Origin of the sequence: Variovorax sp. Root411, assembly GCF_001425205.1 — a bacterium.
Lineage (GTDB): Bacteria > Pseudomonadota > Gammaproteobacteria > Burkholderiales > Burkholderiaceae_C > Variovorax.
Genome location: NZ_LMDW01000006.1, coordinates 17,044 through 36,384, shown reverse-complemented (window position 1 = coordinate 36,384; position 19,341 = coordinate 17,044). Strand labels below are relative to the sequence as shown.

Here is a 19,341-nt window from a genome sequence, read left to right as displayed (position 1 = left end):
CCGCTTCCTGCGGGCCTACAGCCCGCCCGGCAGCAGCGCGGCCAGCGCCTCGCGCATCCAGCGCGCGATCAGCTGCTGGCGCTCGCGCGGCATGCGGTCCAGGGTCGACGCCACGCTGATCGCGGCCACCGGCTCGCCTTCTGTGCTGCGCACTGCCATCCCCACGGCCAGCACCCCATCGGTGGCATGGTTGCCGATGACCGACCAGCCACGCTCGCGCGTCGCGCGCACCAGGAGCGCCATGCGCTCGGGCGTCATGCCGCCGTAGCGCCCGAGCACGGGGGCATCGGCGGCGATGGCGGACGCCATCTCGTCGTCCGGCAGCGCCGACAACAGCGCCAGCCCCGCCGCGCCCACGCCCAGCGGCTGGCGTGTGCCCACCTGGATCACCAGGATCTGCACCGGATGCGTGCCGACGTGACGCGCGATGCAGTGCGACGCAGGGCCTTCGCGAACGATCGCGAAAGCCGCATCGCCGCAAGCCGCGCTCACGCGTTCCAGCACCGGACGCAGGCGCACCGCCATGTTGGGCATGCCGGCGGGTTGCGCCATGGCCGACAGGCGCAGTCCCGCCACGTAGCGAAAGCGCCCGCGCTGCGCAACATAGCCGCTCTCCACCAGCGTGGCCAGCAGGCGGTGGACCGTGGCGCGCTCCAGCCCCGCCGCGCGGCACAGATCCACCACACGCAGGCCTTCGCGGCCACTGCCCAGCACGGCGTCCAGCAGCTGCAGGCCGCGCCGCAGCGTACGGCTGCCGGGGTCGTCGCCGGACTCGGCACCGGTTGTGTCCGCGGGCGCGGTACGGATGGAAACGTCCGGCTGGCGGACGTTTCTGTTCGCGGTTCGGGAAGGCATGCGAAAGAATTTCTCGGTCAACGGAGCCATCGCGCAGTGTGCCGCAGCACGGCAGGACGCGGCCCGTGACAAGCATTGCATACCCAACTGGAGACAAGAAGTGACCTCGTATTCCGCACCCCGCCGGCGTGGGCTGGCGTTCGCCGCCGCCCTCGCCTGCTGCGCCGCGCTGCCCCTGCAGGCGCAGCCCGCCGCCTGGCCCTCCAAGCCCGTGAAGCTCGTAGTCGGCTACGCCGCCGGCGGCGCCACGGACCTGATCGCGCGCCTCGTCGCCGTCAAGCTGGGCGAACAGCTCGGCCAGCCCTTGCTGGTGGACAACCGCACGGGCGCCAACAGCAACGTGGGCGCCGAGTACGTGGCCCGCGCGCCCGCCGACGGCTACACGCTCTACGTCTACACCATCGCAAACACGATCAATGCCTCGCTCTACGGCAGGCTCGGCTACGACCCCGTCAAGGACTTCGAGCCCGTTGGCCTGATCGCCAAGATTCCCAACATCCTCGTGGTGAACCCGTCGCTGCCCGTGAAGAGCGTGGCCGACTACGTGCGCTTCGCCAAGGAGTCCAAGGAAGGCATCACCTTTGCGTCGTCCGGCAGCGGTTCGTCCATCCACCTGTCGGGCGAGATGTTCAAGATGCAGGCCAGGCTCAACATGCTGCATGTGCCTTATCGAGGCAGCGCGCCCGCAGTCACCGACCTGCTGGGCGGCCAGGTGCAGTCGATGTTCGACAACACGCCCTCGGCCCTGCCGCACGTGCAGGGCGGGCGCCTGCGTGCCATCGCGATCACCAGCGCCAAGCGTTCGCCGCTGCTGCCCGACGTGCCCACGCTCGCCGAGTCAGGCTATCCGGGCTTCGACGTGCAGTCGTGGTTCGGCCTCGCGGCCCCCGCCGGCACGCCGCGTCCCGTGATCGACCGCCTGAATGCCGCGCTCGGCAAGGTGCTGGCCGCGCCCGAGGTGCGCCAGCGCCTGCAGGACCTGGCCGCCACTCCCGAGCCCGGCACCCCCGAGCAGATGCGCAGCTTCGCCGCGGCAGAGATCAAACGCTGGCGCGAAGTGGTGAAGGAGTCCGGCGCCAAGGCCGAGTGACGACGACAAGAAAGCCTCCACAGGAGCACACCGACCCATGTATCCCATCGACTTCTTCTGGCGCGCCGCGGCGCGCTGGCCCGACAACATTGCGATTGACGCCCCCGAAGGCACCATCCGCTACAAGGCGCTGGCCGCCCAGGTGGCGGCGCTGGCGGCCGCGCTGCTCGCCCTCGACCCCGCGCCGCAAAGCCGCGTGGCCATCTGCGCGAAGAACAGCGCCGAGCACATTGCCGCGCTGCTCGCGGTGCTGGCCTGCGGCAAGGTCTGGGTGCCGCTGAATCCGCAGAGCACTCGGCCGGAGATCCGCCGCATCGTCGATGCCACCGAACCCTCGATCCTCGTGCTGGACGCCATCTGCGCCGGGCTGCTCGAGGGCGCACCCGGCGCGCGCATCCACACCGGCACGGCGCCGCGGCATGAAGCCACCATCGCGGCACTGGTGGCCCGGCACGCCGGCGCGCCGCGCCCTTCCTTCGCGCTGCCGCTGGACGCCACGCAGGCAATCAAGTTCACCGGCGGCACCACCGGCGCGCCCAAGGGAGTGATGCAGCCGTACCGCGCATGGCTGGCCAACATCGCCAACCAGATCCACGCCTGGGGCTTCGACGAACACGAGCGCTATGTCGTGGCGGCGCCGATCACGCACGGCACCTCGACCTACGTGCTGCCTATCCTGGCGCAGGGCGGCTGCCATGTGGTGCTGCCCGCGGCCGGCGCCGAGGCCGTGCGCACGGCCTTCCGCGAGCGCGGCGGCACGGCGTGCTTCATGCCCCCCACGCTGGTCTACATGCTGATGGCGCTGCCGAGCGCGTCGCGCGCCGACTTTCCGCGCCTGCGCCGGCTGATCTATGGCGGCGCGCCGATGCCCTCCGAGAAGATCCGCGAGGTGCGCGAATTCTTCGGCCCGGTGCTGGGCACCACGTACGGCCAGACCGAGGCACCCCAGATCCTCACCGTGATGCTTCCTGCGGACTTCGAGGACGAGCGCAACTGGGCCGCCGTGGGCCGCACCGCCTGGTTCAGCGACGTGGCCATCATGGCGCCGGACGGCCGGCTGCTGCCCGCCGGCGAGGTCGGCGAAGTGGTGGCGCGCGGCGACCTGCTGATGACCGGCTACTGGCGCCTGTCCGAAAAGACCGCCGAGACGCTGGTGGACGGCTGGCTGCACACCGGCGACCGGGGCCTGATCGACGAGCGCGGCTACCTCTACCTGAAGGACCGCCTGAAAGACATGGTCATCACGGGCGGCTTCAACGTGTACCCGGTCGACGTGGAGAACGCGCTCGGCCAGCACCCGGCCGTGCACGAGTGCGCGGTGTTCGGCATTCCCGACGACAAGTGGGGCGAGGCGGTGCAGGCCGCCGTGCAGCTGCGCCCCGGCCGGCGCGCCACCGAGGCCGAGCTGATCGCCTTCGTGCGCGAGCGCCTGGGGCCCGTGCAAACGCCCAAGCACATCCATTTCCACGAAGCCCTGCCGCGCTCGCCCGTGGGCAAGGTGCTCAAGAGCGCCGTGCGCGAACTCGCCATGGCCACCGCCGCCACTTCCTGAATGAAAGAGACCACGCCATGACTTCCGCTTCCGAAACTCCCGTCACCGGCCTGTGCACCCACACGCTCACCAGCCTGCACTACCGCGATGCCGACCTGGTCGAAGACCTGCTCGGCAAGAAGACCTTCACCGACGTGATGCTGATGCAGATCCTGAACCGGACGCCGCGCGGCGTGGACCTGCGCATCGCCGATGCGGTGCTGGTGGTGCTGATGGAGCACGGCCTCACGCCCAGCGCCATTGCCACGCGCCTGATCTACATGAGTGCGCCCGAGAACCTGCAGGGCGCCGTCTCGGCCGGGCTGCTGGCCGTGGGCAGCTCGTTCGTGGGCACCATGGAGAACTGCTCCCGCTTGCTCGATCGCATCGGCGCCGCCACGGACCCCGATGCCGAGGCGATGGCCATCGCGCGCCACTGCAGGGAGCTCGAAAGCCCGGTGCCCGGCTTCGGCCACCACCTGCACAAGCCGGTGGACCCGCGCGCCTACAAGCTGCTCGACATGGCGCGCGCCGAGCCCGAATTGGCCGGCGACAAGGTGCGGGCGCTGGAGCGCCTGTCCGCCGCGGTGGACGCCATCGCTGGCCGCCCCATCACCATCAACGCGACCGGCGCGGTGGCCGCGCTGCTCGGCGAAATCGGCGTGCCCACCGCGGTGATGCGCGGCTTCGCCGTGATCTCGCGCGCCGCGGGGCTGGTGGCGCACATCGTCGAGGAGCAGCAAAGCCCTTCGGGCCGCTTCATCTGGGACACCGTCGAGCAAGCGATCCCGTTCGCCGGCGCGAGCGGGAAGCCCGCATAAGCTGTTGGCCCGAGGACTGGCGCACAGGCCTCAGCCATCCAGCTCCGCGTAGCGCCTGAAGATCCCGTCCTCGTTGAACGCGATGCGGCGCGGGCTCTGCAGGTAGTCGTGCACACGCTGGCGGCGTCCGACGTTGGCATGCAGCTTCTCGACCGCAGGCGTGGCGTCCAGCGCGCGGGCCGTGGCCTTCGGGAACGCGTAGTGCAGGCCGTCCACCAGCTGGAACAGCGACAGGTCCGCATAGGTCAGCACGTCGCCCACCAGATGCAGGCTGCCCGCGGGGTTGCGCTGCAGCACGCGCTCGAACCAGTTCAGGAACTTCGGGATGCGCTCGTCGCGAAAGGCCCGCGCGCGCTGCATGGCCGCGTCGCGCTGGTCTTCGTAGTAGGCGCCGGTCGAGATCGGATGGTGCGTGTCGTGCGCCTCCGCCACCACGTCTGCGATGGTGAGCTGCAGCTGGTGTGTCCACAGTCCGTCCGATTCGCCCACGCCCGACAGCCCGAGCCGGGGCCCGAGGTAGAGCAGGATCGCGGCCGTCTGCCCGACCACGATGTCGCCGTCGACGAGGAAGGGCGGCGCGAACGCGGGCCGCGCGCTGTCGGGGTCGCCCAGCCGCCGTCCCAGCGCGGATTCGCCGCCGCCCTCGGCTTCGGGCAGGCGCGCCACGTCGACGTAGTCGGCACCGGCCGCCTCGAGCGCGAGCCGCACGAATTCACCGCGGCCCTGGATGGTGGGCCAGTAATGGAGTTGGTAGGGCATGCGGGCATGGTGTCATGGGGCCGGGGCGGTTGCAACCGCGTGCGCCCGCCGGCCGCGTCGGATTCGGCCCGCATCTCTTCGGCCTCAGTTCACCTTGACCGTGAAAAGAACAGCCCCTGAAGCACCCGGGTCGAGCGACCCCGTGAATTGCCAGCTCAGCGACCCCGTGCCCCCGGCGGTCTGCGCCGCTGCGCAGGCCTCCGTGGGCGCCGGAACCGGATTGGCGGGCGTGCGCTTCTGGCAGTTCGCGAGCGTCGCGGGCGTCGTGCCCGCCTGCGCCGCGACGAAGGCGGTGAACTGCGGCGTCGTGTCGTTGACCGTCATGCCGCTGATCGGGCTGGAGCCGTTGTTGGTGTAGGTGATGCGGTACTCCAGCACCTCTCCAGGCTTCGCCTGGTTGTTGATGCCGAAGCTGCCGCCCTGCGTCACGTTGCGCACTTCCTTCTTGAGCTCCAGCGCGCTGGTCGAGACGGTCGTGGTGTCTGTCACCGTGTAGGTGGCGTTCAGGGCCGGGCTGGCATTGGTGAACACGAAGCTGGCCTGCACGACGCTGGCGTTGCCGTTGCCGGTCGCCGCGTTGGCGGGAATGAACTCCTGCATCAGGATGCAGACGCTCTGCCCAGCCACGACGTTCACCGGCGCGGCCGGCGGGTACAGCAGCGCGGCGCCCGCCTGCAGCGAACCGGTGCAGCCCGCGTCGGCAAAGATCTTCCCGCTCCAGCCGCTGACGGCGGGCGTGTCGATCGAGCTCGGGATGGCGAAGCTCACGACGCCGGCGGTCCGGGCCATGAAGGTGTGCGGATAGCTCACGGTGCTGCCGGGCTGGCCGGTCTTCGCGCCGTCGGCCGCGAGCGTGTTGCGGTCCACGTCGCCGAAGTTGAGCCCCGCGTGGCCGGTGCCGTTCCAGGTGAAGGCGATGCGGTCCGGCGTGCCGCTGCGGGTGTAGGTGTAGCTGATGCCGGCGCTGGCGACCGCCTGGCCGGAGGGCAGCGAGAGGCTGCCGAGAGAGGCGCCCGTGGAGATGCGCGAAGCGGCGTTGGTCTCTTCCACGCACACCGGATCGTTCAAGCCGAGGCCGAGCGGCGCTCCCAGCGCGTACTGCCCGCTGCCGTTCGTGGTCGCCGTGGCGAGCGTGGTGGTGGCGCAATCGGTCAGGCGCACGGTGATGCCGGGAATGCCAGCCTCTGCGCCATTGATCAGGCCGTCGTTGGCGGTTCCGGCGCCCACGCCGTTGTCCAGGAACACCCGGCCCGTCACGCTCCTGGGATAGCCGTTGACGAAGGTGCAGGTGATGGCCGCCCCGGCCACCATCTTGGCGGCGGGAATGGTCAGCTGGTTGCCCGTGAGCGTGCCGAACGCGGTGGTCGGCGTGGCGCTGTTCGCGTCCACGCAGCTGGCGCTCATCGGGTTGGCGGGCCAGCCGTCCGGCGAGCTTTCCCGGATGGTGACGCCGGTTCCTGCCGTGCCCGTGATGTTGGCGGCGCCGCTCGCGCTGCCTTCGCCCGTCACGGTGATGCTGTCGGTGGCCGTCGAAAGGCCGCTGAGCGCAAAGCCGAAGAGATTGCTGCCGACGCCGCCGACGGTGGTCTTGACGATCTGGACCCGGGGAAACGGCGGCGAATAGGTGTTGGTGAAGGTACACGCGATGCTGCTGCCCGGTGCGGTGGCGGCGGCGTTCAGCGTCACCTTGCGGTTCGGCAGATCGGGCGTGGCGGCTCCGCCGGCGCCCAGGCCGGTACAGCTGATGCCCGTCAGCGCGTAGTCGGCCGGCAGCGGATCTTCCGTGATGGTCGTCGCCACGCCGGGCGTGGTCAGGGTCTGGGCCGCGCCCGCGGCGGGCGTGCCGGCGGCCGTGGTGGTGATGCTCTGCGCCGCCAGGCCGTTGTCGCCCGTGAAGCCGAAGGTGCCGGTGGTGCCCACGGAAACCTTGCGGATGGTCACGCTCGCCGATGCGGCATTCGTGAACGTGCATTGCAGCGCCTTGCCCAGCTGCACGCTGGCCGCGGGGATCGTGTAGGTCCGGCCGCTCGCCCCGGTGCCGAGGCTGCCCACCGGCGTGCCTGCGTCGGTACAGGTCGCACCGGTCAGGTTCCAGCCGGGCACCGCGGCTTCGGCGATGCTGATGACCGCACCGTTCGCGCTGGCGGTGAAGGCCTGCGTGCCCGCGGCCGCCGTGTTGCCGTCCACCTGCGCCGGCGTGCCGGCGGCCACGGTGCTGACGCTGCCGGCTGCCTGGGTGGTGTTGGTCAACGTGAAGTTGAAGGGGCCGCCGGTGCCGCCTGTCGTGGTCTTCTGCAAGGTGACCGTGGCCGGCGAACAGAGTGCGCTGGTGGTCGCCTGGGCGAGAAAGCCCTGCTGGGGGGCACCGCTCTTGATGTGGACGGTCACCGTGTTCGATCCGGACTGCCAGTTGCTCGCCAGCGTGGCGCTGGCGGCGGCACCCGCGCGGTAGCCCTGGAAGATGTATGGGTTCGCCGTGTCCTGCGGCACGCCTGCAATGCTCTGCAGCACGCCGTTGACGTAGATCTCCGCGACCGAGTTGTCGGAATAGAAGTCCAGCTTCAGCAAGAAGCTCGCCGGGTTGACCGACGCCGCCATGTTGAAGGTGAAGCGGTGGTAGATGTCGACATTGCCGACGTGCGTGGTCAGGTATTGCGAGATCCAGTTGGCGTTATTGAAGGGCGAGTTGATCCAGGCCCCCGGCGCCTTGTTGCCGACGTAGGAGCGCGCCCAGGTGGCGACGGTGCCGGGCCCGCCCGTCGCCGCGCCGATGCCCGACTCCCACACCGGATCGCGGCCCGTGGTCAGCGCCGGTCCGGCCGGGCCGTCGAAGCCCGTGTTGAAGATCGCCGCATGGGTCGAGCACATCACCGTCGGCGCGATGGGCGGCGAAGGTGGATTGGTGTCGGCGGTGTTGGTGAAGGTACAGACGATGTTGCTGCCGGGCGCGGTCGCGGCCGCATCCAGCGTGAGCACGCGTCCATTGCGCGAGGCCGTTCCACCCGCGCCCATGCCGGTGCAGGAAGCATCAACCAGTGCATAGGTCCCCGGCGGCACGCCCTCGGTGATGGTCGTGGCGGTGTTGGCTGCCGCGAGCGAACGCGTCGCCGCGCTGGCCGGCGTGCCGTCCACCGTGGTCGTGATGTTCTGGGTCGCCGCGAGGCCGTTGGTGCCCGTGAAGCTGAAGGTGCCGGTGCCGCCGAGCGAGGTCTTGCGGATGGTCACCGTCGGCATGGTTCCGAACCTGTAGGGCTGCGGGCTCGGCAGGTAGCTGTTGGCGCCGACGCTGAAGCTGCCGCTCAGGACCGCGCCGCCCACCGTCACCTGCGTCGTGCTGTAGACGGCGGCCACGGTGCTGGTGGCCGTCACCTGGCAGGTCGCGGCCGCCGTGGTCGTGCAGCTGCCGGCCGCGCCCACCGCGCCGCCGTTGAAGGCGACGTTCGGCGTGGCGCCGAAGCTCACCACCGTGCCGGCCGCGACCGGGTTGCCGGCCGCGTCGCGGATGAAGACCTCGAGCACGTCCTGCGCTGCGCCGTTGGCCAGCTGGTTGTCGGTGACGACGCGCAGGCCCGACTGGCTCCCGATGCCGGGGCCGACCACGATGCTCGTCTGGGCGCTGTCGCAGCTCACGCCGTTGCCGGACACGCAGCCCGCGCCGGCTGCCGTGGCCGGCGCGCCCACGCCGCTCGTGCTGGTGCTGGCGTAGTTGGTGAGCACCGTGCCGGTTGCCGCGATCGGTGCGGTCGCGTTCAGCGTGAAGCCGCGCACACCGGTGGAGGCCGGGATGCCGCCGGCAGGCAGCGTCACCGTGCAGCTGAGCAGCGCACCGGCGGCGCTGGGCAGCGTGCCGCAGTTCACCGAGGTGACGCCGGTGCCGGCCACGGCCGACGTGGCCACCACGCCCGGCGGCAATTGCTCGCTCACGACGAGCGAGGTGCCCGAGTCCACCGCGCCCGTGTTGGCCAGGCTCAGGCCGTAGGCGATGTTGCCGCCGGCTGCCACGGTCGCGGGCGCGGTCTTGTCCACGGCGATCACCGGGGCCGCGGTGTTGGTGAAGGTACAGGCGATGACCGCGCCGGGCCGCATCGCGCTTGCGGGCAGGGTCGCGGTGTTGCCGGCGAACGTCGCCAGTTCGGTCGCGGGATTGCCGCTGGTCGCGGCCGCCGAATCCAGGCAGGACGCCGAGACCGGATTGGCCGGCCACCCCGCTGGCACGCTCGACTCCTGCACCGTCGCCGCGGTTCCGGCCGTGCCCAGATGGACCGTGGCCGAGGCCTGCGGCGTGAACAGCGCCGTCACGTCGATGCTGTCCGCCGGATTGGTGACACCGGTCAGCGTGTAGCCGAAGGTGTGGGTGCCCGTCACGTTGGTCTTGGTCTTGCGCACCGTGATGCGGGGCTGCGCGAGCACCGGGGTCGTCACGCTGCTCGTGCAGTTGCCCGCGGCGTTGCAGGCCGGATCGCCGCCGCCGCTGGCGGTCGCGGTGTTGTCCACGCTCGGCACCGCACCGGGCAGCGGCGTGACCGGAATGACGAAGGAGACGCTGCCAGTGGTGGCCGCGAGCCCCGCGGGCACCGTGCAGCTCACGGCCTGTCCGGTGGCGCTGCAGCCGGCGGGCATGGTGCCGAGCGTCAGCGTCGCAGGCACCGTATCGCTGATGGTGGCCACGGCGGTCGTGGCCACCGGGCCGGTATTGGCGAGCGTCAGCGTGTAGCTGGCCGGCGTGCCGACCGCGAAGCTCGGCGCGCTGGCGGTCTTGGTCAGATTGAGCTGCGGCTCGATCGAGTTGGTGAAGGTACAGGCAATGTTGCTGCCCGCCGCAGTGGCAGCGGCATTCAGCGCGACGGACCTCGTTGCGAGGTCCGGCGTGGCCGTGCCGCCGGCACCCATGCCGGTACAGACGATGCTCTTGAGCTTCCAGCCGGCGGGCGGCGCGTCTTCGGTGATGGTGGTGGCTGCCCCCACGGTGGTGAGGCCCGATTGCTCACCGGCCGCGGGCGTGCCGGCCGCGGTGGTTGCGATGCTCTGCGCGGTGAAGCCATTGGTGCCGCTGAAGCCGAAGCTGCCCGTGCCGCCTTGGGTGACCTTGCTCACGGTCACGGCCACGCGGGTGTAGGTGAAGGTGCAGAAGATGGTGGCGCCGTAGTCGGTGGCGGCCGCATCGAAGGTCACTCTCCGGGTCGAGAGATCGTAGGTCGCGGTGCCGCCGGGCGCCATGCCGGTACAGCTGATGCCGGTCAGCACGAAGCCGGCAGGCGCGGAGCTCTGCAGGATGAACGTCGAGGTTGCGGGCGTGGTCAGAAACTTGGCGGGTCCGGAGGCCCCGACCCCGGGCGAAGTCGTGACGATGGGGCTGGCGGCCGCGCCGTTGTTGCCGAGGTAGCCGAACGACCCCACGCCGCCGTTCGAGACCACGGTTGTCGTGATGCTGGGCGCCACCTTGGGCGGCGTGTTGTAGGCGAGCACGAGGGTCGCCGTTTCATTGACGTTGACGCCGTCGTCGTTGTTCGGGTCCGCGTCGTTGGGCACCGTGCAGAAGTGCGTGGCGCCAGGCGTCGCGGCCTGCACGCACACCTTGGCGCCGTTCGGAACCGAGTAGCTGGCGGTCGCCACGCTGGGCTGCGGGAACACGGGAATGTCGAAGCCGGCCTCGCCGCCGTCAGCCAGGTTCGGGCCGCTGGAAGCAGCCAGCGGCGTGGGGTTGACCTGGCAGGTCACCACCACGGGCGAACCGGCCTTCGCGCAGTTGGCGGGCAAGGTGCCCGTGTCCCATCCGGCCGGAAGGGTCAGCACCGCGGTCGAATTGTCGGAGCCCGTGGTCGGCGCGGGGCCGAAGTTCTTGGCGATGAGCCTGACGTTGCGCTGCTGGCCGTAGCTGGTCCAGGCATCGCTCGGCACGACCACCTGCACCTGCAGGTCCGGACGGCCGGTGATGATGTTCGAGCAGGTGTAGTCCTCGTTGGCGCCGAGTGCGTGCGCGGTGGCGCAGGTGCCGGTCTTCGAGTAGCTGTTGGTGTTGGTCCCGGTCGGCGGCAGGGCGTTGCCGCTGTAGTTGGTGCCCGCGGAGGTGTAGGTCTCGTAGGTCTGCTGGTAGCGCGCCGTGTTGTTGGAAACGGCCGGTGGATAGAAGACCACGCCGGCAACGCTCGGGCGCCAGGCGGCCGTGTTCGTGCTGCTGCCGAGCGTCTGGTTCCACGCGTAGTTGACGAAACTGATGCGCTGCGAAACGCGTGCGTCGGGAAACTTGCCGCTCACGCCGGAGAAGCCATCGATCAGTTCACCGCCCCCGGTATCGACCAGGCCGCTGCAGGTGCCCGTCGCGGAAAACGGGCAGACCGTCTTTTCGGCATTCACGGGCCCGGGCACCGCGGAGCCTGGCCCCGTGCCGCCGTCGTCCGAGGTAAGGCCCAGCGTAAAGTTCGCGCCCCCGCTGGATGCCGCCTGGAACCAGTCGCCCGCGGTGACCATGACCGGGCGGCAGACGAAGGTGATCTGCGTCGGATAGATGTTGCCCGAGGCGCCGTTGAACATGCGGTCGAAGCCGCCGAGCACGGCGATCACGGTGCCGGCCGGACACACCTGGGGACCGCGCTGCGTCATGCCGTTGATCGGCCGGCCCCACCATCCCGCCGAGGCCGACGCGCCGAACGCGATGGTCGCCGCGCCCGCGCCTTCGCTCACGGTGAATGGCGTGCAGCCGAATTCGACCGCGCGCAATCCGCCGGTCAGGTTGGCGAAGGTGCCGCTGACCTCGGGGCCGTTGATGCGCTCCCACATGGTCAGTCCCGTGGGGAAGCCGTTGGCGCAAACCGTCTGCACGACCTGGCCGTCGTTGGTGCCCACCACGGTGCCGTTGATCCTGACCGCCCCCTGCGGCACGAGCACCTGCTGCGCGTGCCCGAGAAGCGGAAAGGCCAGCAGCCAGGCCGCGAGCAGCAGCCATCGCCGCGCGGAGGCCGCATGCGAGCGCAGCCTAATCTTGAGTCTTTGCATGTTCGCTTGCCTGATCCGTGTTTTTCCGAGAGGCCGATGCGGCGGGGGCGCTGGCCGACGCGAAGCCCAGCCCGGTCTCGTCGAACTTGAAGCGCAGCCGGATGTAGGCGCCCTTGCTGGTGTATTCGTTGGCCGTCAGCTCGCGGTCGCGCAGGCCGACGAAGTTGTAGCCGGCCGAGACCCACAGGTCCTTGGCCACCTGGTAGCCGAGCTCGACGCCCGCGGTCTTCTGCAGCGCGCCGCCCTTGCCGTAGAGCACGCCGGCCTGCACGCCGAAGTCCCAGTCCTTGTTGATGTCGCGGGTGTAGCGCGCATGCAGCAGATGGGCCCAGTAGCTGCTCGCCAGGAAGCCGTCGTCGGCGCGCGAGATCTTGCCGGCGTAGCGCGCACTGAGAACGCTGCCGCGCTGCGGGTTGTAGTTCAGGTGGGCCGAGACGATGTCGGCGCTGGTGCTGCCCGGCAGGCTGCTGTTGCCAGAGCCGCTGCCGAAGGCGCTGCCGCCGTTCAACGCACCGGCCGCATTGCCGCCTCCCACGATGCGCTCGGAGCGGCGCTCGTAGCGCATCAGCGCGTTCCAGGTGTCGTCGTCGACCGGCCGGTACGCCATGCCGATCTGGTGGCGCTGCAGGTGGCGCTCGTTGCCTGCGTTGGTGCCCTGCCCTTCGCTGTCGCTCACCACGCTGCGCGCCAGCAGGCTCCAGGCGGGGCTGATCTTGTAGCCGAAGCCGGCACTGAAGAGCCGGGTGTTCGCATCGTCGCCCTTGCGTCCCTCGAGGATGCCGCTGAGCTTGTAGGTGTCGGTGAGGTACTCGACCCCGGCGGTGATGGCGGTGGACTGGCCGAGACCGCCCGCGTAGCCGGTGCCGCTGTTCGCGCTGTTGGCGTAGCCGCCCAGTTGGCGGGTGTGCTCGAGGCCGCCGGTCACGCTGAAGCGGTCGGTGAGCTTCACGGTATTGCGCACGCCGGTCGCCGCCTGCGCGGCGCGGCCGTCGATGCTGTCGGCGAGCCGGAACTCGTTGTAGATGCGGCCGCCCTCCATGTAGTTGCTCTCGATGCCCAGGATGCCGACGTTGTTGGATTGCGTCGCGCTCAGCCCGTCGGGGCCGTACAGGCTGGAGACGAGCTCGTAGCGGCCATAGACACGCGTCTTTTCGGTGATGGCGTAGTTGCCGCCAATGGCCAGCGTGCGGCGACCGGAGTCGTGCAGGTCCTGCTCGCCTTCGACGAAGACCTGGGCCCGCGTCACGCCGGGCACCTGCGCCGACAGGCGTGCGCGCACGGTGGTCAGGCTCTCGTTGTCGGCATTGGCGGTGGCGGCCGCACCGAGCGCGGTCACGTTGTTGGCGCCCACGCGGCTGCCGAGGCTTCCGTTGGAGGAAGAGACCTCGCCGTAGTCGAATCCGGAGCCGGAGCCGGACGCGAGGCCGCTGCTGCGCTGGCCTTGGCGCAGGCCCACTTCGGCGACCAGGGTGTCGCCGAACTTCTTCTGCACGCTCGCGGTGGCGCCCTTGCGGTCGCCTTCGAGCAGGGCGTCCTTGCTGTAGATCATTTCGGCGCGCACCGCGGTGCTGGCGTCGACCTTGTATTCGGCGCGCACGGAGGCTTCGGTGCGACCTGCGGAAAAGCTGGCGCCGGGGTTGTCGAAGCCCGCGCTGGTCTTGCCGGCCAGCGCCACGACCGCGAGCTTCTCGTCCTGGTGACGCACCTCGACGCGGGTGCCCTCGCCCTTGCCCTTCTCATCGGAATCGGTGCGAACCAGTTCGGCCGCGGCCGTGGTGTTGTCGCCGATGCGGGCCACGGCCGTCAGCGCGCGCAGCTTGCGATGGTTCTCGGGATTCTGGTCGGTGCTGGCGACCACGCCCAGCTGCAGGCGCTCCGCCACCTTGACCTGCACGTCGGTGCCGGCCACCGTGAACTTGGGGCCACCGCTGTCGACTTCATAGGTGACACGGATCGACTGCGGGTTCAGGTTGGCATCGGCCGATGCGATCGCATGGGTGAACAGGATGCGGCGCGTGAGCGGCTCGACCGTGTAGTCGACGAAGCGCGTGACCGGCGTGCGCTGCAGCACGACGTCGGGCTGGTTGCGGTCGCGCACCACGACCTCGACCTGCTCGCTGTTGTCGACGAACTCGCCGCTGGTCGCGCTCAGGTAGTAGGGGCCGGAAGTGCCGACGGCGCGGAATTCCTCCACCTGCTGCGTCTGCGCGGTGCGCGAGACGTAGCTGGTCGCGCGCACGTTGCGGTCTTCGTACACATGCTTGAGGCCGGTCAGCGAACGGTTGTTCTGGCTCAGGTTGCGCACCTCGGTGCTGCTCGCGGTGGTGAAGTCGCCGTACAGCAGGAAGGAGCGGTTCTTGTCGATGCGCACGTAGAGCTTCTGCGTGCTCTGCGCGTCGAAGCCCTTGACCGACGAGTCGCCGTACACCGGGTAGAACTCGTCGGGCCGGATGTCGCGGAACAGCCGGTCGTCGCGCGTCTTGTCGGAATCGAAGGCGGCGGTGAGCAGGTAGTCGCCCTTGACGGCACCCTTGAAGAAGAAGGCAGCGCGGGCGCCTGCGCGGCGGCCGTTGCGCTCGTCGGCAAGGCCCGTCAACTCCGCCTCGAACGCCGCGCCGGCAGGCATAGCGCCGAGCGGCACGCTGCCGCGCTTGGTGAAGTCCAGCACGCCTTCGACGATGCCCACGCCGAGCATCGGGCGCATCTCGGGCAGCAGCGCGAGCCGCACTTCCTTCACGAAGCTGCCGGCGCTCACGCGCAGGCGCACATCGCCCGGCTCGCCGGGCGGCAGCAGGCGGAACTCGGCCGCGCCGCCGTCCATGAAGACCTGCGTGCCGGGTTCGGCGGGGTTCAGGTCCTCGTCGAGCCAGCGGCCGCGGTCAGCCTCCAGCGTGAGCTGGGTGCGCGCGGTCACCGGCACGCCGGCCGCGTCGACCAGCCGCACCTTGACGACGACGGGCGTGCGCAGGTCGGCATAGGCAAGCTCGGGCAGGTCGACCTGGATGGCGCCGAGCTTGTCCGGCGCGACGATGCCGACTCGCTCGGTGGCGCGCACGTTGCCGAAATCGTCCACCGCGTCGAGCTGCAGGCGGTTGGCCCCCGGCTGCAGCACCACGCCGATGTATTCCCAGGCGCCGATGTTCTTCGACGGCAGCTGCGTCTTCTTGCCGACGCGCCGCTCGTCGATGGCCTGGCCGTTGACCGAGAGGCGCAGCGCCACGCCGGACTCGCCCTTGACGCGCACGTTGATCGACTGGCCAGCAACGGTGTCGCCTTCCTTCAGGCCGAGGAAGCCGAGGGCGTTGCCGTCGAGCTCGGGCAGCAGCACTTCCAGCTCGATCGGGCTGGGCGCGGCCTGCGGCAGCAGCGGCACGCTGCGCGGCTCCAGCATGGCGGCGGAGGTGTTGACGGGCCGGCTGGCAAAGGCGCCGATGCCGGCCGCCGTGCCACCCGCGGCCGACGCGCCTTGCGCAGCGGCCGGCAGGCCGTTGAGCGCGGCGAACAGGCTTCCGGCCGGCGTTGCGGCCGCCGGCGCGGTGGCGCCCAGCGTGCCGCTCATGCTGCCCGAAGCGGCACCAACGAAGCTGCTGGCGTTGGCCGGCGCATCGGGCATCGCGATCAGCGGCGCCGACGACGCCAGGGTCGAGCCGCTGCTGCCGCTCGCGAGCGCCTGGCCGCTGGCCGGCAGCGAGCGGAGATCGCCCACCGCAACGATCTGTCCTTCCGGATTCAGGCGCAGCCGCACCTGGGCCTCGGCCTCGGTGTCCGGGATCGCGGCAATGGCGGCGCGGCGCGCCACCACGTCGGCCACCACGGCCTGGTCGCCGCAGTTGCCGATGATGAAGTTGGCCTTGTGGAACTCGCCCTTCTTCAGATCGACGAAGCGGCTCTCGGGGCGGCCGGCGTTGCGGTTGTCCAGCAGCTCCAGGCGGGCGCCGGGCGGCAGCGTGGTCTGGTCCAGGCGCAGCACGTGGGTGAGCGGCTTGAGCCCGTAGAGGCTCCACTTGCCTTCCACGTCGGTGACGACGTTGGTGCCGTCTTCCATGAACAGGCGCACGCCGGGCACGCCGATCTCGTCGCTGCCCTCTTGCTTGCCGTCGGGCTTGCAGTCCATGTAGACCTTGCCGAACAGGAAGGCGTCGTCGGAAAACACGCCGCCCGTGACGCGAACCGTCCAGTTCGCGAGGTTCGATTGCAGCGGCCCCGAAAAGGCGCGCGCACGATTGACGGCGTCGCCGTTGGTGGGCGCACCCACGCCGATGCGCACGCGGTAGCGCACCACGGCCGCCTGGTCGATGCCGAGGGTGAGCGTCGGGTAGTCGAAGACCAGTTGCGGGCCCGCGCCGCCCGCCGGGTTGCCGGCCGCGGCGGTGTTGAGGCGCGCACTGTTGGCCACGTAGGCGAAGCCCGGCGGCAGGCTGTCGCTGAAGCGCACGCCGGTGACCGGGAATCCGGTCTTGTTGGTCACGGTCAGGGCGTAGTCGATGAAGTCGCCGAACTCCACCTGGCGCTTGCTGCCGTCCTTGCGCAGCACCAGCCCGAGCACGTTGCCCGGGTCGAGCGGGATGTGGTTGTGCACGATGTCGCAGGCCGCGCCCGAGGCGTTGAAGCCGGCGTTGACGGAGAAGTAGTGGGTCGTCGGATCGGCACCCTTGGGCGGTGTGGCGTTGGGCGCGATCTGGCCGCAGCTCGAGAAGGTGCCGGCCGTGACCGGGATCAGCTGCGACGGGTAGACATAGCCGGTACCCGCCGGCGGCACCACGCCGAGCGAGTAGGTGCACATGCCGGTGACTGGCGGCGATTGCAGGAAGAACTGGTAGCTGCCGTCGGCGCCGGTGGTCATGGAGACGCTGCCGTTCGCATTGAGCGTGTAGGCGCCCGACGACCCGCCAAAGATCTCCCCCGCCGTGATCGGCGTCGCGGCCCCGCTGCTGCAGGACTGCCGCGTGAAGGTGACGACCGCGCCGGCGACCGGCTCGCGCGTCACGGCGTTGTAGACCGTGCCTGCCGGATCGGCCAGCAACGACTGCACCGAGCTCGCGCTGGCCGCCACCAGCATGGCGGGCGTGACGTTGATGGTGTTCTGGTCGAAGGCCGCGGCCCAGGCCTTGTTGGTGACCGCCACGCGGCTGCCCACCGCGCCGGCCTTCTCGGTGATGCGCACGGTGAAGGCGATCTCCTCGCTCTGGCCGGGCGCCAGGCCGCGGTTGCCGTCGCTCAGGCTGAGCACCGCCTCGGTCGGCAGCTGGAAGGGGTCGGTACTGGCGAGCGCGCCGCGGTTGCAGGTGGCGCGGCCGGTGAAGCTTCCCGCGACGTCGAGCAGTCCGCTGCGCGCCTTGGGCGCACCGACCAGTTCCCAGGACGCGACCGAGCCGTCCGGCTTGTCCATGTCGAAGGTGCAGTTCAGGTTGTCGATCACGCGCACGTGCGGCGCCGGGGCGATGCCGGTGTTGGTGACCAGCAGCCGGTAGTCGAGCTCGTACACGCCCTGCCCGATGCGCCGCGGCAGCGAGGCACTCTTCACCAGCGTGAGCGAGGGAAGCTCCATGGACACCGGCGTCGGCGAGCTGTTGTTGTTCGGGTTGCCGTCGCCGTCCGGGTCCGGATTGGCGCCGTCGACCGAATCGTCGAAGGCCACGGGCGCGCCGCCGGGCGTCAGCGCGCCCTGCGCGCGCACGCTGTTCAGCAGCGTGCCGGTGCGCCCGTTGACATTGATGCGAACGTCGAACTGCACGATGAATTGCGCCCCGACCGGCAGCACGGCCCCGGGTGCCAGCAGGTTCTGCGCGGCCGGCGTGCCGGTGAAGGCAGCGTTGGCCGCGGCCACGGTGCCGCTCACGCCGTTGCCCTGGTTGCCCGCGATGCCGATCGAGCCGGGCACCACCGTGTACTGGTTCGGGCCCGGCACCGCCGCGGTCGTGTAGCTGCCGAACTGGGTGGCACCGCTGCCTTCGAGCAGGTCGGCCGCCTGCACGCCGTAGAGCCACACAGCGCCGTAGTTGCGGACGTCCACGCTGAAGCGCACCGTGGCGGTTCCGTCGAGCAGGCCATCGGCGCCGCGGTTCGGGCGCGGCACCGACGCAGCCTTGGCAACGCCGATGCGGCTCTGGCTCGTGGTGATGAGCACCGTGTTGGACGGCGACACCGCCAGCGCGACGCCGTCGTTGTAGTAGCTCTGCGCGGTGTTGCGGATGTCGCCGGTCTGGTCCGGCCTGACCCGCACCGCGAACTGCATCGCGATGGAGGCGTTGCGCGACACGGGAGTGGGCACGCCGATCGCCACCTCGATCGCGGCGGCATCGTCCGCGGTGCGGTAGCTGAAGGCCGGATCGCCCGGCAGACGGAACAGGCGCACCGCGCCCGCGGCGGTGCTCTGCAGCGTGCCGGCGATGTACTGCGTGCCGGCCGGCACCAGGTCGCGCACCAGCACGAGGCTGGCCGGCGCGCCGTTCACCAGCACCGGCGTGCCGGCCGGCGCGGCAACGTTCGCGGGCTGCGCATCGCGGGCGCCGATGTTGGTGCCGGAAACGGTGAAGTCGATGCGCGTCTGCCCCGGCACGACGATGCCGGGATAGCTCGCGGCCTTGGTGATGGAGATCACCGCCACGTCACCGACGGTCACGACGTCGCGGTTGGTGGCGCTCAGGTTTTGCAGCGCGGTGGTGGCCGTCAATGCGGCGCAGGCGACGCCGTTCGCGCTCGCCGGGATCGTTCCCTGCACCAGCAGCGCGGCCGTCTCGCCGGGCTGCAGCGCCAGCGCGCCGCCGGCGCCGAGCGGCAGCACCGGATCGGCGGGGTCCGCCACGCCGTTGTTGTTGGTGTCGCGCACCACCCGCAGGGCCGAAAGGTCCAGCGTGTCGGCCGCGCAGCCGCCGGCGTTGTTGGCAAAGCCCAGCGTGTAGCTCGAAGGCACGTTGCCGGTGTTGGTGAGCAGGTGGCTCAGCGTAACGACGGCGGCGGGCGGGCGCGTGACGGCCTGGTCCTGCGTGAGCACCAGCGCCTCGACCGGCAGCACGTTCGCCACCACGCTGTTGGAGCTGGAAGTTTCGGTCTGGGCAAAACCGGCCGGCACGTAGGTGGCCGTTGCCACGTTGCGGATCACAGTGCCGCCGGGGGCGGGGGCTGCATTCACCTGTGACGCGCTGCCCAGCAGCAATGCGGCACCTGCGACAAGCGCAGCGGCACATCCGGGCCATGACGGCCGGCGTATGCCTCTGAGATTGAAAGTGAACAGCATGGCCCGAACCCTTGAACGATCACCGCCTGGGGATCAAAAAACGAAAAGAACTCTT

General features: G+C 70.4%; 7 protein-coding genes. 3 read left to right on the top strand and 4 right to left on the bottom strand.

The window, feature by feature from the left end:
• Positions 1-15: 15 nt before the first annotated feature.
• Positions 16-855, bottom strand: a complete 840-nt coding sequence (locus ASC92_RS10135) for an IclR family transcriptional regulator (RefSeq protein ID WP_056514334.1) — start codon at positions 853-855, stop codon at positions 16-18.
• A 100-nt stretch (positions 856-955) separates the two neighbouring features.
• Here ASC92_RS10135 and ASC92_RS10130 point away from each other — a divergent pair, with 100 nt between their 5' ends.
• Genes ASC92_RS10130 through ASC92_RS10120 form a run of 3 tightly spaced genes read left to right on the top strand, consistent with a single transcriptional unit; the run spans position 956 to position 4,297 of the window.
• Positions 956-1,945, top strand: a complete 990-nt coding sequence (locus tag ASC92_RS10130) for a tripartite tricarboxylate transporter substrate binding protein (protein ID WP_056514198.1) — start codon at positions 956-958, stop codon at positions 1,943-1,945.
• A gap of 37 nt (positions 1,946-1,982) precedes the next feature.
• The gene (locus ASC92_RS10125; RefSeq protein ID WP_056514195.1) at positions 1,983-3,497 is read left to right on the top strand and encodes a class I adenylate-forming enzyme family protein; all 1,515 of its coding nucleotides are present in this window, start codon (positions 1,983-1,985) and stop codon (positions 3,495-3,497) included.
• A gap of 17 nt (positions 3,498-3,514) precedes the next feature.
• Positions 3,515-4,297 (top strand): citryl-CoA lyase, encoded by a 783-nt coding sequence (locus tag ASC92_RS10120; RefSeq protein ID WP_056514193.1) that lies wholly within the window; start codon positions 3,515-3,517, stop codon positions 4,295-4,297.
• Between the two features lie 30 nt (positions 4,298-4,327).
• On the opposite strand, the gene ASC92_RS10115 is transcribed toward ASC92_RS10120, so the two are convergent.
• The 3 genes from ASC92_RS10115 to ASC92_RS10105 all read right to left on the bottom strand — a co-directional run bounded on the left by ASC92_RS10115 (position 4,328) and on the right by ASC92_RS10105 (position 19,286).
• Complete coding sequence (locus ASC92_RS10115) at positions 4,328-5,056, bottom strand: glutathione S-transferase (RefSeq protein ID WP_056514190.1); 729 nt, start codon at positions 5,054-5,056, stop codon at positions 4,328-4,330.
• 84 nt (positions 5,057-5,140) lie between these two features.
• The gene (locus ASC92_RS10110; RefSeq protein ID WP_056514186.1) at positions 5,141-12,049 is read right to left on the bottom strand and encodes a DUF11 domain-containing protein; all 6,909 of its coding nucleotides are present in this window, start codon (positions 12,047-12,049) and stop codon (positions 5,141-5,143) included.
• Positions 12,030-19,286: a hypothetical protein gene (locus ASC92_RS10105; RefSeq protein ID WP_414820405.1), complete on the bottom strand. Its 7,257-nt coding sequence runs from the start codon at positions 19,284-19,286 to the stop codon at positions 12,030-12,032. Before ASC92_RS10105 ends, ASC92_RS10110 begins: the two co-directional genes overlap by 20 nt.
• Positions 19,287-19,341 lie beyond the last annotated feature (55 nt).